Origin of the sequence: Leptospira limi, from assembly GCF_026151395.1 — a bacterium.
Classification (GTDB): Bacteria; Spirochaetota; Leptospiria; order Leptospirales; family Leptospiraceae; genus Leptospira_A; species Leptospira_A limi.
The window spans coordinates 299,311-314,048 of record NZ_JAMQPV010000001.1; the positions used below are offsets into that span (position 1 = coordinate 299,311).

15 protein-coding genes are annotated in these 14,738 nt (G+C 38.9%); 4 read left to right on the forward strand and 11 right to left on the reverse strand.

Annotated elements, in window-relative coordinates:
• Positions 1-59 precede the first annotated feature (59 nt).
• From ND812_RS01290 to ND812_RS01330, 9 genes are all read right to left on the reverse strand, one after another.
• Positions 60-977 carry a serine-rich family protein gene (locus ND812_RS01290; RefSeq protein WP_265373929.1) on the reverse strand — a complete coding sequence of 306 codons (918 nt, stop codon included), beginning with the start codon at positions 975-977 and terminating at the stop codon, positions 60-62.
• 280 nt (positions 978-1,257) lie between these two features.
• On the reverse strand, positions 1,258-2,271 hold the full coding sequence (locus ND812_RS01295; protein WP_265373930.1) for a zinc-dependent alcohol dehydrogenase family protein: 1,014 nt from the start codon (positions 2,269-2,271) through the stop codon (positions 1,258-1,260).
• A gap of 98 nt (positions 2,272-2,369) precedes the next feature.
• Positions 2,370-2,801: a VOC family protein gene (locus ND812_RS01300; protein WP_265373931.1), complete on the reverse strand. Its 432-nt coding sequence runs from the start codon at positions 2,799-2,801 to the stop codon at positions 2,370-2,372.
• Positions 2,802-2,976: 175 nt separating this feature from the next.
• Complete coding sequence (ccrA, locus tag ND812_RS01305) at positions 2,977-4,224, reverse strand: crotonyl-CoA carboxylase/reductase (RefSeq protein ID WP_100716806.1); 1,248 nt, start codon at positions 4,222-4,224, stop codon at positions 2,977-2,979.
• 64 nt (positions 4,225-4,288) lie between these two features.
• A complete protein-coding gene (locus ND812_RS01310) occupies positions 4,289-5,200 on the reverse strand; it encodes an LIC11086 family outer membrane transporter (RefSeq protein WP_265373932.1) in 912 nt (303 codons plus the stop codon).
• A complete protein-coding gene (locus ND812_RS01315) occupies positions 5,197-6,096 on the reverse strand; it encodes a hypothetical protein (RefSeq protein WP_265373933.1) in 900 nt (299 codons plus the stop codon). The genes ND812_RS01310 and ND812_RS01315 overlap by 4 nt, the downstream gene beginning before the upstream one ends.
• An 11-nt stretch (positions 6,097-6,107) precedes the next feature.
• Complete coding sequence (locus ND812_RS01320; protein WP_265373934.1) at positions 6,108-7,313, reverse strand: MbnH family di-heme enzyme; 1,206 nt, start codon at positions 7,311-7,313, stop codon at positions 6,108-6,110.
• Positions 7,314-7,373: 60 nt separating this feature from the next.
• Positions 7,374-8,213 (reverse strand): MbnP family copper-binding protein, encoded by an 840-nt coding sequence (locus ND812_RS01325; protein ID WP_265373935.1) that lies wholly within the window; start codon positions 8,211-8,213, stop codon positions 7,374-7,376.
• 85 nt (positions 8,214-8,298) lie between these two features.
• Positions 8,299-8,769 (reverse strand): LIC_11090 family protein, encoded by a 471-nt coding sequence (locus tag ND812_RS01330; protein WP_265373936.1) that lies wholly within the window; start codon positions 8,767-8,769, stop codon positions 8,299-8,301.
• A gap of 125 nt (positions 8,770-8,894) precedes the next feature.
• Here ND812_RS01330 and ND812_RS01335 point away from each other — a divergent pair, with 125 nt between their 5' ends.
• Both ND812_RS01335 and ND812_RS01340 read left to right on the forward strand, forming a co-directional pair.
• Positions 8,895-9,221, forward strand: coding sequence for an LB_289 family protein (locus ND812_RS01335; RefSeq protein ID WP_108961011.1), 327 nt, complete (start codon positions 8,895-8,897; stop codon positions 9,219-9,221).
• Positions 9,222-9,289: 68 nt separating this feature from the next.
• Positions 9,290-11,266, forward strand: a complete 1,977-nt coding sequence (locus ND812_RS01340; protein ID WP_265373937.1) for a 7TM diverse intracellular signaling domain-containing protein — start codon at positions 9,290-9,292, stop codon at positions 11,264-11,266.
• A gap of 18 nt (positions 11,267-11,284) precedes the next feature.
• Here the strand turns inward: ND812_RS01340 and ND812_RS01345 are convergent, their stop codons facing one another.
• Positions 11,285-12,961 (reverse strand): Na/Pi cotransporter family protein, encoded by a 1,677-nt coding sequence (locus ND812_RS01345; RefSeq protein ID WP_265373938.1) that lies wholly within the window; start codon positions 12,959-12,961, stop codon positions 11,285-11,287.
• A gap of 94 nt (positions 12,962-13,055) precedes the next feature.
• On the opposite strand from ND812_RS01345, the gene ND812_RS01350 reads away from it, so the two are divergent.
• A complete protein-coding gene (locus tag ND812_RS01350) occupies positions 13,056-13,547 on the forward strand; it encodes an FKBP-type peptidyl-prolyl cis-trans isomerase (RefSeq protein WP_322113668.1) in 492 nt (163 codons plus the stop codon).
• Between the two features lie 256 nt (positions 13,548-13,803).
• Positions 13,804-14,067 (forward strand): RNA recognition motif domain-containing protein, encoded by a 264-nt coding sequence (locus ND812_RS01355; RefSeq protein WP_100716815.1) that lies wholly within the window; start codon positions 13,804-13,806, stop codon positions 14,065-14,067.
• A gap of 107 nt (positions 14,068-14,174) precedes the next feature.
• Here the strand turns inward: ND812_RS01355 and ND812_RS01360 are convergent, their stop codons facing one another.
• Positions 14,175-14,615 (reverse strand): P-loop nucleotide/nucleoside kinase family protein, encoded by a 441-nt coding sequence (locus ND812_RS01360; protein WP_265373940.1) that lies wholly within the window; start codon positions 14,613-14,615, stop codon positions 14,175-14,177.
• Positions 14,616-14,738 lie beyond the last annotated feature (123 nt).

The following is a 14,738-nucleotide window of genomic DNA, read 5'->3' on the forward strand; positions in this document are numbered from 1 at the left end:
TGGATTATTAATGTTTGGTGAGATCAAATTCCTTTTATCTCACCATCATTTTTGAGATTTTATTGAAAAATGACACGACCTAGAGTATCAATTGTTGTGCTATTACAATCCCCAGATGCAGTTGAATAACTTACAGCAGAAGTAACTCCAGTACCTGCACTGTAATAGACTCTAGTCACTAGTCCTTGCCCATTGGCAGTGGATCCATTAATTGAGAACAAACACCTAGCGCTAATCGTTGGCGAAGCACCCGCGTTGACAGTTGCACAACTATTGGTCGCACTATATGTACCTCCCGAACAAAGTCCAGAAGTATGCGTACTTCCGACAGAAAAATCATAACAGTTACCGTTCGCTAAAAAGTTACAACTTCCTCCGCTTGAAACTGATGATGGGTTATTGGCTACTTGTACTCTTACATTGCCACCAAATGTTCCGGAAACATAATAACTTTTAACTCTTACTCGGTAAGACCCAACAGACAAATTTTCTTTCAACCGTTCTCTACTTGAACCAGTAGTATTTGTGTCAGTAGACGTAACTAGAGTTACACCAGCTGCATTTGTTAATTCTAAGACTAAATCTATGGTACTTGTTGAAGTGAATGCCGTAATGATATGATTTCCACCAGAAGTAACTGTTAAATCAAAATCTACTAAAGGAGAATTTGATGTAATTGTTCCAGTAGAAGCCGTTCCATTGATAACGATGCTTCCACTAGTAGCTGGGATCGCTTTACATCTGCTCGTTGTTGTAGACTGATCTAAATTGAATCCGCTGACACAAGTAAATCCAGTGGCACATTGGGAATTTGAAGTACAGGTCGCACCATCGGTACCGTTGCCACTTGTAACGGTTGTACGAGACGATGTGAATATTAATAATGATAAGGTATCTTCAACACTGAGTTCCGGCTTAGGTGACGAACAGTTTTGAAGAAAAAATAAAAAAGCAAAAAAAACAGAGATAATTTTCATAATTTAACCTAGCGTAATTTGTGCTAACTGTTAGGTTTTCGTCAACAATTATCCGTTAGACTTTTAAATCGATTAATAAATCTCCTAACGGAATCTATACGAACCTATATTCAAACCTCAAGACGATTCAGGGAAAACCCTAAATACAAAAGACGCCTCTATTTCTCTTTTATAAAAGTGTGCAGCTAAAAACAGGAATGAATGAAAAGATTTTGAATGAATCTATTTTGCACTTAGCATCAGACCTAAAATTTTGATGCTAAGAGGATGATTCCAAATCTTAAGGAATTGAAATCACAATCTTCCCAAAATGAGAACCAGATCGTAAGTATTGAATCGCTTCCACAGAATGTTCTAATGGAAACACTTTGTCTACAACTGGCTTTAGTCCGGATTGTTCGATCGCTTGGTTCATTTCCATAAACGCTTTTCTTCCACCCACGACTAGGCCTTGGATCTTTAAGTTGTTCATCACTGCAGGGAGTAAGTTTAACTCTCCCGATCGACCAGCCAAAATTCCGATCAAATGTATGACACCAAACGGACGACAGGCGGCAATGGATTGTTCGAGTGTCCCAGCTCCCCCTACTTCAATGATGTGATCAGCTCCTACTTTACCTGTAATACGCCTCACTTCTTTTCCCCAATCTTTGGTTTCTTTATAATTGATTAGAAAATCTGCTCCTAAATCTTTTCCTCTTTGTAATTTATCTTCACTCGAGGAAGTGAGGATGACTTTTGCACCTGCCATTTTTGCAAACTGTAGAGCAAAGATGGATACTCCACCTGTTCCTTGTACGACGACAAATTCACCCGGTTTGAGTTGGCCATACTGGAAAAGCCCTGACCATGCAGTGAGAGCAGCGCAAGGTAAGGTGGCCGCTTCTTCATAACTGAGATGATTCGGCATTCTAACAAGACCTGTTTCTGGTACAACAGCCAATTCACGTAATGTACCGGGCAAAGGTCCGCCAATCGTGTGTCGAATTTCTGCATGAGTTGCTTCTTTAGAGATCCATTTAGGAGCAAAGGTAAGTAGGACTTTGTCTCCCACATTCCATTCTGTGACTTGTGAACCAATTTGTATCACTTCTCCTGCACCATCACTGCATGGAACAAGTGGTAACGGAAATTTAGGATTGTATTTTCCTTCGACAACAAGTGAATCTCTGTAATTTAAAGAAGCTGCATACAATCGTACTAAAACATCTGTCGGACCAACTATTTTAGGTTCAGTGACCTCAATAATTTTTAAATTTTCTAGTCCAAATTGTTTGATCTCAGCTTGTTTCATAAAATTTACTAACCTTTCCGTTGTTTCCTTCACTCAATATAGATTCGATTTTGTATGATTTGTTGATATGTTTTCGCTAATCCTATCACTAACATACGTTATTGCTTTAATTCAATTTCTCCCTTTTCATTGAGAGGGAAAAACGGATTGTAAGCAACTTCAAATATATGACCATCCAAATCTTTGAAATAAGCACTATACCCACCCCAAAACACTTTTTGAGGTTCTTTTAGGATCGTTGCACCTAACTTACGCACTACGTCTATGATTCGATCTACTTCAGCTTCACTTTCTACATTTTGAGCTAATGTTAGACCTGAATACCCTTGTCTATTTTGAAAAGGGATTCCAATGTCATTAGCCAAATCCTTTTCCCCAAACAAACCTAAGACCAAAGCTCCAATTTGAAAAAATGCTACATTTTCATTGCTCTCTTTAGATTTTTTCCATCCTAAGCCCGTTTCATAAAAATGAACTGCTCTGTTTAAGTCAGAAACTCCAAGGGTGATGAGATTGATTCTTGGGAACATAGATACCTGCTTTGTTCAAAGATGAACTTTTGGAAAAGAAAATTTTGAATTTTAGAATTCGAATTCACAAAACGGATGTTGTGTGGTAGAAGGAGCCATTGGGTGGCGGGTGGATAACCCCACCCAGTTCGATACGGGCGGGGAAATCTACTCTAATTACAAGCTCGGATTAGAATTACTTCTTACCCAAACCTGTCGTTTTTGCACCAACGAGGATCGACATGTTTCCTGCTGGATGTTTGTTTTCGCGCATCAATTGGTGGCACTCACCAGTTTGATCGAAAGTAAACGTTTGTGCCAGAACTGGATCCACTTTTTTATCAATCACCAATTGGTTGAGGTCACGACAGTTGTCGTCGTTAGCGAAGTGTGAACCTTGTAGACGTTTTTGTCTCATCCAAAGATAACGAAGGTCAGCTGTCGCATTAAAACCTGTGGTTCCAGCGCAGATCACAACCATACCTCCTGTTTCACAAACAAATACGGAAGTTGGAAGTGTCGTTTCACCTGGGTGTTCAAAAACGATTTGAGGGTTTTTGCCTTTTCCTGCAATGTCCCAAATCGCTTTACCAAACTCACGAGCTTGTTTTGTCCACTCAACGAATGCTTCTGGTTTGTTGATATCAGAAGTGAGTCCACCCCAGTGTTTGAACTTGTTACGGTTGATCACACCCGTTGCACCTAAGTTTTTACAGAATTCAATTTTATCATCTGAGGAAACCACAGCGATTGGAATTCCACCAGCAGCTTTAACAATTTGGATCGCCATGGCACCAAGTCCACCAGCTCCACCCCAAATTAAAACGACATCACCAGGTTTTACATCATTTGGTTTCCAGTGGTGTAACATTCTGTAAGCAGTTGCTGCAACTAACATATATGCTGCGGAAGCTTCCCATGTTAGGTGCTGAGGACGTGGAAGGCATTGGTGGTCTTGTACTTTACAAAATTGTGCAAAGGATCCCCAGTTGGATTCATATCCCCAAATGATTTGTGAAGGTGCATACATTGGATCTTTGCCAGAAAGAACCCATGGATCTTTTGGATCCCACATCGCACAATGGACTACTACTTCATCACCCACTTTTACATTTTTAACTTCAGAACCAACTTTGTACACGATACCAGAGGCATCAGATCCACCGATGTGGAATTTTTCAGGTTCACCCTTTTTATTCCGTGCAGCAATGACATCTACAGGGTAACCTAAGGCCGCCCAAACGTTGTTATAGTTCACCCCAGCAGCCATAGTGGCTACGAGAACTTCGTTGGGACCGATCTCCGGAACATCAATGACTTCTGATTGGAAAGAAGTTTTCGGTTCGCCGTAACGTTCCGGGCGAATGACCTGTGCGTGCATTTTTTTTGGCACGACTCCAATAGGAGGTAGTTCCCCTACTGGTACGATTTCTACGTTGCTCATAGATTACCTTTTACGATTAAGATTTATACAGTTTCTTAGAACGTTTTAAAAAAGGCATGAAATGTCAATCGCTTCCCCACTCCATTGAGAAGGCAAAGGTCCATGCAGACTGGTAGAGTCTATACTCTCGATCACGCTGTAATGGATAACGGTATGCTAAACTCATATTATATTTTTCTGAAAAATTCCAAGAAAACCCACCACTTGCTTCTGTAAAATAGGAAGGATTGGCTTTGTCATGTTCTTTCGAATAATCCACACCGTTATATGGATTCCGATACAATATCCCAGTGAAAAGAGAAATCTCTGGCATCAAATAATAGGTCACATACGCGGAGATAAGAGTCGTTTTTTTAAATTCATACTCAGGTTCTGGTGGAGTGGCCGAAGGTTTTCGTAAATAAAACGGTATCCCATCGTTGTCTTGTAAATTACTTGGTTGAGGTCTCGAAAGTGGATTCAGTCCACCGATCTTAGTCACAAACGACCATTTTTCATACAGGTATCCAAGTTTGATAAATCCAGTTCCAGTATAATAATTCCCTCCCGTGAACCGATCCGTATCGGGACCACTTGGAAATCCAACAGAACCTTCGATCACAAAAAAGTACGGTTTGTCCAAATCAAAAAACGGTTGGTATTTAAAACCTAAATATGTTTTCCCAATCCTTGCTGCATCTTCTCTTCCTCTTTGTTGGTAATAATTCCAAGGAACCGATGCATTTAAAGCAAACCTTCCATCAAAAAAATTCAACTCAGCAAAGGCAGTAGTGGTGAATAGATGGCTATTTTCTCTCGTGGATTGGTAATAATCTTGTGTCATCACCAAATAGTTAGTTGGTTTTTCTCGTTTCCCAGTGAATGGGTCGACAAACCTTGCTGTTGCATTGGGACTATCCGACGAACCCGTGTGATGTGAAAACAATTTTCCAACTGAACCAATAAACAAAAGGAATCCAATGACAATCTGTTTCATCTTTCAACTCCCGGGAAACAACCAGGAAAACTAAATACAATGTCTTCTGCTTGCAAGTTCTGTTGCAGGATATTGTATAAACTTACGTTGGAGACTTTGGAGATGACTGAACCATTCGGCAAAGCATATAAATCATTGATGAAACGGGTAGTGACTAAATTAGCCGTTCTATCGGAAAGCATCCCAGACAAAGAAAATAAAATTTCTATATTGGAACTCCGACCCACCTTAATAGGGATTTTACATTTTGGAGTAATCGATTTATTCCCTTGAGGTAATAAAATTGTAAAACTCTTTGATACAGAAGATGGAATCGTATCAACGGTCAAGCTAAGCAGAATCTCTTCCCAACTAACATTGGCAATGGCGACTACCCCAAGAGGCATGTTCGTTACCTTGGTATTGGGAAACAAAAAACTTGCCCCCGTTTCCATTGTGCTATTGAATTGAGTGATATTGGAAACGGTTCCTGCGCTTAGAAACGCATAAGATTTTCCATACAAATCATCTGCTGGCAAATCCAAAGGAATGGTATACGGTGTATGCGTTTTGGCAACGGCAGTACTCCTTTCGGAACTTGTTGTTGAGACTCCAAGTATTTGGTTCGGTGGGTTAATCCGGTATGTACCCGTTTCCCAATTGATGTAGGTGCTACTTAGAATTGAAATATTGTAAGATGTTGGCGAAGGGCTTGTCAGGCTAAACTGATTAATGTTATCATCAGCCTGGTCATCATAACTTCGCAAATACGTTCCAATAGGAATCGTTTGGTTGTTATTGAAAAAAATTAGGTTTTGGAGGATGACTAATTTTTCTTCTTCTCGATTCCCAACGGAACCAAATGTACATTGAGAGACAAGACCCAAACACAATATCAGGGCCAATTGATTTTTCATGTTAGGTGCTTTCAAAATGGGCTCGCAAATTTAGGGTTCGTCAAAAACTCTTCATCAGTCAGTGCTAATAAGAAGTTTACCATATCATCTCTTTGGGAATTGGTAATGGTAAAGGCACGAATCAAAGTGGAATCTTTGACAGTATGGTTTTGACCTCCACTACGATAATGGTCCACTACCTTGGTCAATGCGTCCCTTGCACAATCTGTTTTTGTTTTACCACTGGTAATGTTGGGATTATTTGCATTATCACACATAAAACTTCCATCATGCATGTATGGATACGTAACACCTATATTACGAAGTGATGGTGCACGAAATTTTCCCGTATCGGATGCAATTCCCGTAAGGTCGAATAACCCTCGTTTATTGCTAGGTACTCCCGCATAATACGCATCATCATGGATTCCATTGCTATGGTAAAAGAATTCCTCTTTTGCCCCACCATGAAAGGAAGTATCCGTAAAATTAAACCCTCCATGGCAATGGAAACACTCCGCCACTTCTCCATTAAAAAGATTCATCCCCCTGATTTCAGATGCGTTTAATGCTGATTTATTATTCCGAAATGCATATTGGTCATACTTAGAATTCCCTGAAATCAACGATCTTTGGAAACTCGCAATGGCAAATCGTACGTTCTGTTCACTGACAGCAATATCTGCATTTCCAAAAGCATTCCTAAATAAAGTTTGGTAAATTGATTTGGCTCTAAGTTTATCCAAAAACACATTCGAAGAAAGTCCAAGTTCAATCGGAGACTCACCAAACATAGGTGCACGTGCTTGGATTTCTAAACTCGTCATCCGAGGGTTACTCCAAGTCAATCGAGGCAGATAAGCAACATTGGATAAATGTTGTGAATTTCTAGGATGAGCGACATTGGTAATCCCTGTAGGAAAATCCTTTCCATCAGCAAAGGCTAGGGATTGGATATGGCAACTTCCACATGACATACTCTCATCACCTGAAAGTATTTTTTCATTAAACAAATGCCTTCCCAGTTCGACCTTTGCACGAGACATCGGGTTATCAGAAGGTACACTTGGTACGGGAAAACCAGGCGGTAGGTCCCAAACCCAATCCGAGGCAGTTGCCAAAATTCCAATGGCCGCCAAAAGCATATTGTCGTTGGATTCTTTTTTCTGAAAAGGCAATACGTTACAATGCGAGAAAACGCTCATCACTATACATAAAATTAAAAATTTAGACTTCATACTTTGATACCTAATCATTGTGAGTTGGTAATCTTTCTATACCAACTCTTTCTATCATACTTACTTTAAACTAAAAATTCTTTGAGTATATGTTCCATCGGAAGAACCATTTGATTCATTCAATCCGAATGCTCGAATCAATGGTTGGCATGTTGCAGAACCATCTCCAGGCATACACATACCCATGGCACCGTATGTATGTCCGTTTAACAACTTATCTACATCAATTGAAACTTTTTGATTCCCAGCATTGAATTGACCTGTCAATTGAACTGTAGCTCGGAATTTTTTTGCACAATTCCCATAATTGGGAGCACCACTACAAGTAGTAGAACCCAAATGTAAACTTGTCCAATTGGTTCCATCATAAGTAAATTCAATGTTGGCATGTTTATAACCACCTGTCCATGACCAATACATACTACTAATATTCAATGGAGACTTTTGGTTTGTACTTTCTAAATGATTTAAGGCTTCAGGTACACCGATTGTATACTGTACCCCTGTGTAATTCCCTGACGCCACACTTCCCGTTACCTTTGTATTGGTTTCCGTAGTTCGAGTTGTTTCTAAATCAACCAATGCAATTCCATTGGTTTGGAAAACATTGTCTGCTAAAAGAGTAACATCGGCTGTGGAGCCATCAGCACGGACCAATTTAACATCAGAGACATAAAATCGAAAATCCCGAAATTGAACTGTTCTACTATCAGCAGTGATGTTTGTACCAGTCACCAAAGTTTGCCCATTTGCGGTTGCTTCAAAATTTAAGTTTACAGGTTGTGGCATTGATAAAGCGAGTAATGCCAAAGTTTGGTTGTCATCCGAATTCGAATTTGTATCACAAGACACGAAGTTGAAAAGAAAGAGAGAGACGAGAATTGTTTTTAATAATTTCATAAATACCTAATATTCCAATATTCTGTTTTAGTTCATATGCGGCCTAAATTCCGGCTGCAGGAATTAAACTGTGGGAAAGATTTCCCTAGGTATTACGTGGTGGTCGGAGTAAGGTAGGTAATTTTCCATCCTCTAGAGTGGAAGGAGACTCAAAAACTAGATAAGAAAACAGAATTGGAACCGTTAGTCCAAATGTAAAATTTGGTCTGTCCATTGTTTGGTGGTGCATACGAAGAGACATCGCATCTTTTTTCTTTTTTTCACAAGAACAAAGGTGTGCCTCGCCATTTTTTGCATCATGGCAATTTGGTTTTAATGCCAATTCCTTTGCATGAGAGTGGTTCCCATTTTCCGAAGTAGTAATGACATCCATTTGTTTCTCAACAAAAAGTTGGTCTTCATTACTACTGTGTTTTTCGTTTTTTGATCCGTGGTTACATTTACAAATTTTGGAGTTCGATTCCAAACAATACCCGAGTAAACCACTCCCCAAAAAGAAAAATTGGGTAGTTAGTACTAAGGTTAAAAGCCCAGAAATCCAACGAATGGAGACCATCTACCCCAATCTTTCGAAGTTATACCAAAAATCGACACAATTTTTGGACAAATTGAGTGTTCCCAGTCTTGCCCTTTGAAAAGATGGTCTTGGAACCAAATGCAACCAAGCTAGAGGCCCTTACGATGAAACGCACAGAACTGGAACGCAGAGAACGAGAACTGCGAAAAGCAGAAAAGAAAAAGATCCAAACTGGTGAGAAGGAAGCAATGAGTGTAGGTGACTACATTGATGCCCTTTTTGGAATGTTCCGTTACGATTCAGATGAAATTTTCAATGCATCCGATGATGAAAACATTTTGGAACTGCTAGAGAACATGAAAATGGAACACCCAGAGAAACAATGGGATGTGATCATTCGAAAAGCAGTGAATAAAACCAAAGTAGAACAAAAAGAAAAAGCATACGATGCCCTGCGAAATTTAGCAGGAATCTCAGTAGCAACTGCATAATTCGTATTTTTTCCCTACAAACAGATTTACAAAGGAAGGTCGTCGTCTTATACTAGTGACCTTCCCGTATGAAACAGACACTTACCTTCATTCTGTTATGTCTCTTTCATTCAGTACTTTGGGCACAAGATAGTTCCTGTCCTAAAGCAAACGTTTTTCCAATTTCGACAAACCAAGGAAAACCAACAGATCTATCGCACCACTTAAGTTTTACTTCCACCGAATCCCAAACCTCAAACCTAACGGAAGTTCAATCTTTATTCAAATCCAATCTTGTTACCTCCGCAAATGGTGTTGTTCCCAATTTCGGAAACACATCAAAACAATATTGGTTTTGTTTTATACTACGTAATGATTTAAATCACAACAAACGTACCATCACCTTTATCAAATACCCTCTTCTTGACCAGGTTCAATTTTTCGCCTTACGTGAATCAGGTGAAATTAACCAAAACATCCAAGGTCGTAAGTTTCCGTTTCAGAATCGTGACAAAGATTACCGAGGATTTAGCTTTGAAACTGAATTGTTACCAAGTGAAACAGTCACCTATTATGTAGGAATCAAAACAGATAGTTCTGTGTCGGTTCCACTTATGGTTGCAGAGGAAAAACATTTTGATTCCTACGAATCCTTGGATATCCTTCTGCAGGGAATGTTTTTTGGAATCGTATGTGTGATGAGTTTATATAACTTATTTGTCTATTTTATGGTAAGAGATAAGGCATATATTTTTTATGTAAACTATTTGATCTTTGCAGCCATTTTATTCCAACTTTCGCTTCAAGGTTTATTGCCGGTTTTATTTTTTCAGAATTCACCTGAATTAGTTTATAATGCTCATAATTTTTTATATTTTTTATTCTTACTTTCTTGTTTTCCAATGAGTATTACCTTCATGAATTTAAAGGAGAATGCTCCTCGGTTGTACATTGGATTTATGTCTTTGTCTCTCATTCCAATGGTATGTTTATTATTATTACCGTTTTTACCTTACCGTGAGCTAAACCAATTTGGTGATTTGTTATCTTCCTTCTTAGCGTTTTATGCCCTATTTGTATCTTATTATGTTTCGTTTGTAAAAAAATTTCCACCCGCGCGTTATTATTTTTTCGGTTACTTTATGTTAATCATTGGTGGACTGAGCACTGTATTAAAGTACATGGGATTTTTTCCAGTAAATGTTTTTACGGAAAATGCATTCCAAGCGGCAACTGCAATTGAAGTTTTACTTATGGCATTTGGACTTGGTGATAGGATTTCCGTTGTTCAAAAAGAAAAAGAAAGGATCCAATTAAAAGCTGAAATCAACAAACAAAAGTTAATCGCTTATGGCAAAGAGTTAAAACTCGCTCAAAAACTCCAAGAATCAACCTTACCACAAATTTTACCGAAATTCCCTGGCCTTTCGATCAAAACCGGTTATTTCCCAGCTTCACTGGTTGGTGGGGATTTTTATGACTTAACAGTCTATGGAAAACAACAAATCTGCGGTCTCATTGCTGATGTCACTGGTCATGGTGTTCCTGCAGCAATCGAAGCTGCCATGTTAAAAATTGCCTATATGCAAACTTTAGCATTTGCAAACAAACCTGGTAAAGTGTTAGAAAGTATCAACCAAGCGCTTGCCGGAAACTACAAAAACCAATTTTTGACTGCAAGTGCCATCTTTATCGATTTGGAACAAAAAGTCTTAAAAGTTGCCAATGCAGGTCACCCCGCCTTGTATAAGTTTAATGAAAATTCCAAGTCCATCGATGTCATTCGACCAAAAGGAAAACTCATCGGTTTTTCCAAAGAAGGATTGTATTCGGACGAGGTTCATTCCATCCAAAAAGGAGATAAGTTATTATTATTCACGGATGGGATTTGGGACCTTTGGGAAAATGGTGACTCAGGAGAAGAAGCTCTTCTAGATTGGTTACTGCAAAGAAAATCAGAATCCGTTGAATCTTTGTATGGTGGGATTGATGAACACATTCGCCTGCGAAACAAAGAAGGTCCCGCAGACGACGATATTACATTTCTTTTATTTGAAATTACTTAAATGAAACAAATATACGGACTAAACGTCCGCATAAATGGCTGCATTGAGTAACCTTGAAATATTATCTAAGTTTCTGGAAATATCTCGGTAAAGAAGTGCAGGCAACAGATTGTCTTTTTTCTGGTACTTTTTCTTCTTCACTTTTGAATCATTCTTTTTGATGGATCGTATCATTTGGAAACGATACTCACGACTTTGGTTACGCACTTGTGGATTCCCAAGGATATCAAATGTTTCACTTTGTTCCAAGTTCACAAGTAAGATGTCGTAATGGTGTTTGAGTAAGTCCATTTGGTCTTTTACAGAGTTTGCAAAGTTTTTGTCGAAAGAAACTTTTTGTCTGTGTGATTTACGGATTTTTCTTGCGATTGATGCAAAATTATCTCCCATCTCTTCCACAGCTTTTACTCTTTCCATAATCCCTAGTACATCTTTTGCGTAGTTACCAGTGATCCCTGATTCTTGGACTTGGTTCAAGTACGTTAACACTTCCGTTCTCACTTGATCGAGTTCTTCTTCTTTTTTGAGAACTTGTCCAATCCTTGCGGCATCATACGGTTGGAGTAAAATTTGTTCGGTCAATCGGAGGAAATCATAGGTATCACGTATGATTTTTTTCGTAAATTCTACGAGTTCCACCATTGCAAGTTCTGTTGTTTTCACAGTTCCAGCTTGCAACAATCGAATGGAATCTTTCTCTTTTCCAGTTTTGGATGCAAGACCATCTACAATCGCACTCACCACTTTGGAAATGGTGTTCACAAACCAAATGAGAATGAGAGTGTTAGTGATGTTAAACATCGTATGGAATAAAGAAATATGGAATCTTGTAGATTCTTTATCCGTGAGTGGATCACCAGGAATCAAATCATCAACAATCCCTGTGAAAATTTTAAAGAAAAGCAGAGCCCATACCACACCAAACACATTGAATAATGTATGTGCTAAAGCTGCTTTTTTTGCATTTCGATTCCCTGGAATGGCCGCTAAATTGGCGGTGATAGTTGTTCCGATGTTTTCACCAAGAATCATACCATAAGCTGCATCAATTGGGATATAACCAGAAAATGCGAGAGTAATGGTGATGGTTGTAGATGCAGAAGAAGATTGGATAACAATTGTTAGCAAGGCTCCAATCAAAACAAACAACAAGATCGAATTAAATCCCATGTTTGTGAATTGTTGTAAGAAAACAAAACTTTCTGGGTCTTTTGCACTATCAGGTACCGAAGACTTCAAGTAGTCCAATCCCAAAAACAAAAAACCAAATCCGATGAGGAACGTTCCCCAACCCGATCGACTTTCTTTTCTTGAGAAGTTTAGCACAACTCCTGCGGCAATCGCTGGTAAAGCGAAGGAAGCAATGTTAAATTTGAATCCCAAAAAGGAAACAATCCATGCTGTGATCGTAGTACCAATATTGGCTCCCATGATGACACCGATGGCTTGTGCCAGAGAAATCAAACCGGCATTGACAAAACCAACAACAAGCACAGTGGTCGCTGAACTCGATTGAATGGTTGAGGTAATGAATAATCCGCTGAAAACAGCAGACACACGATTTCGTGTCATGGAAGAAAGAAAGGATCGAAGCCTATCTCCTGCCACACGTTGTAAGGACTCACTGAGTAATTTCATCCCATAGATGAAAACCCCGAGCCCACCTAAAACTTGAATGAGTAACGGCCAATTCATAGATATTGATATTTCCAGGGTTCAATTTCTTTGATTACAATTTGGTACCAACCTTTTATTCGGTTGCAGTATTTTTTTCCGTATATAGATTGTAATCAATATGTCAAAAACGATCAGCAAAGGAATGGTTGTAGGATTTTCCTATCACCTAAAGAACGCCCAGGGAGAAACTCTGGACCAATCAGATGAACCGCTATTATACCTCCACGGCTGGCAAAATATCATCCCTGGACTGGAAAAAGAACTAGAAGGTCTTGTGAATGGTGATTCAAAAAATGTCACTGTACCACCTGAAGAAGGTTATGGGACATATAACGAAGCACTCATTTTCCAAGTTCCGAAAACAGAACTTCCACCTGAAGCGGAATTAGAAGTGGGTATGGAATTCCAAACAGATACACCTGAAGGTAGAATGATTCTATATCTCCAAGAAGTAAGAGATGCAGAAGTGATATTGAACGGTAATCATCCGTTAGCTGGTGAAACCCTTCATTTTGATGTCACCATCAAATCCATTCGCGAAGCAACTGAAGAAGAAAAACAACACGGACACGTACATGGCCCAGGTGGACACCACCACCACTAAAAACGAAATCCTTCGTTATTTTCCCTCTGAGTCTTCTTTCAGATTGCTTTTTTTAGAAAGGGTAATTACACTGACAGAAGATTCAGAGTATTGTTGATTTTCACCGCCGAAGTAGTCCTTTCAAGCTTGCACGCTGGTAGCTTTCCCAAGTTTTTCCCTGCATTTTTCTGGAGTTCTTACCAAAAATCCCTAATAGGGTCCCGACGATTGTAAATCTAGAATTCCCGAGTCAACTTTAACAAACAGGACAAAAACTATGTCAGTAAACATTTATGTTGGCAACCTTTCTTACGATATGACTGAAGGAAAACTCAATGAGCTTTTTTCAGCACACGGTGCAGTAACTTCTGCAAAAATCATCACTGATCAGTATTCTGGTCGTTCTAAAGGTTTCGGATTCATCGAAATGAAAGACGGAAAAGAAGCTGACAACGCGATCAAAGATCTTAACGGAAAAAACATCCTTAACCGTGAGATGAAAGTAAACATCGCAAAACCTAAAACTAACAACTGGAGATAATCCAAGTTTGTTTAAAAACCGTCGTTTAACTTAGGTTGGACGGCGGTTTTTTTTGCTTTTTTTGGTTTTTGTAACCAAACATTCATTACCAATTCTACTCAAATTGCTTATAAAACCACTTTATACTTAACTTTCATCTTCTCGATTTGTTCCTCTGGAATTTGATGAGTATTTTTTCCTCCATGTCGATTTTCGACAGTGACAACTGAATACAAATACCCATACTTTTTCGCCAAATCTTCGTAAGGTTTCATTTCCCATTCTAATGTGAATGTGTGATCGACAATGACAAAGGGAACTCCATTTTCCAATGCATCCTTTGTTTTGGATTCACAATCCTTATATGCCAAATGATTTTTGGTATAATCAAAATGGTATTCACCCTTTTCATTTTCAAAATAGGAATCGATTGAAAATATGGGAGCACCGTTTGTTTTTGCGATTTGATTGGCAAGTGTGGATTTCCCAGAACCCGGAATGCCACGTAAAAGTAGTAATGTTTTTTGATTGGGTGGTACGAGTGGATGAGAGTTTGGATCTGGTTCCATAACTTCCAAACTATCTGTTTGTCACTGGGAATTCCTAGTTCTTTTTCTTCCGCAAGAACTTAGAAAAATCTCGCAAGGAAAACTCAGTTTTGAAAGAATTGTGAGAGTTACAAGGAGTCATTT

Bases quoted from the DNA above. Each gene is read 5' to 3' on its own strand.
- ND812_RS01290 (WP_265373929.1), bottom strand. From the start codon at position 977: ATGAAAATTATCTCTGTTTTTTTTGCTTTTTTATTTTTTCTTCAAAAC.
- ND812_RS01295 (WP_265373930.1), bottom strand. From the start codon at position 2,271: ATGAAACAAGCTGAGATCAAACAATTTGGACTAGAAAATTTAAAAATT.
- ND812_RS01300 (WP_265373931.1), bottom strand. From the start codon at position 2,801: ATGTTCCCAAGAATCAATCTCATCACCCTTGGAGTTTCTGACTTAAAC.
- ccrA (WP_100716806.1), bottom strand. From the start codon at position 4,224: ATGAGCAACGTAGAAATCGTACCAGTAGGGGAACTACCTCCTATTGGA.
- ND812_RS01310 (WP_265373932.1), bottom strand. From the start codon at position 5,200: ATGAAACAGATTGTCATTGGATTCCTTTTGTTTATTGGTTCAGTTGGA.
- ND812_RS01315 (WP_265373933.1), bottom strand. From the start codon at position 6,096: ATGAAAAATCAATTGGCCCTGATATTGTGTTTGGGTCTTGTCTCTCAA.
- ND812_RS01320 (WP_265373934.1), bottom strand. From the start codon at position 7,313: ATGAAGTCTAAATTTTTAATTTTATGTATAGTGATGAGCGTTTTCTCG.
- ND812_RS01325 (WP_265373935.1), bottom strand. From the start codon at position 8,213: ATGAAATTATTAAAAACAATTCTCGTCTCTCTCTTTCTTTTCAACTTC.
- ND812_RS01330 (WP_265373936.1), bottom strand. From the start codon at position 8,769: ATGGTCTCCATTCGTTGGATTTCTGGGCTTTTAACCTTAGTACTAACT.
- ND812_RS01335 (WP_108961011.1), top strand. From the start codon at position 8,895: ATGAAACGCACAGAACTGGAACGCAGAGAACGAGAACTGCGAAAAGCA.
- ND812_RS01340 (WP_265373937.1), top strand. From the start codon at position 9,290: ATGAAACAGACACTTACCTTCATTCTGTTATGTCTCTTTCATTCAGTA.
- ND812_RS01345 (WP_265373938.1), bottom strand. From the start codon at position 12,961: ATGAATTGGCCGTTACTCATTCAAGTTTTAGGTGGGCTCGGGGTTTTC.
- ND812_RS01355 (WP_100716815.1), top strand. From the start codon at position 13,804: ATGTCAGTAAACATTTATGTTGGCAACCTTTCTTACGATATGACTGAA.
- ND812_RS01360 (WP_265373940.1), bottom strand. From the start codon at position 14,615: ATGGAACCAGATCCAAACTCTCATCCACTCGTACCACCCAATCAAAAA.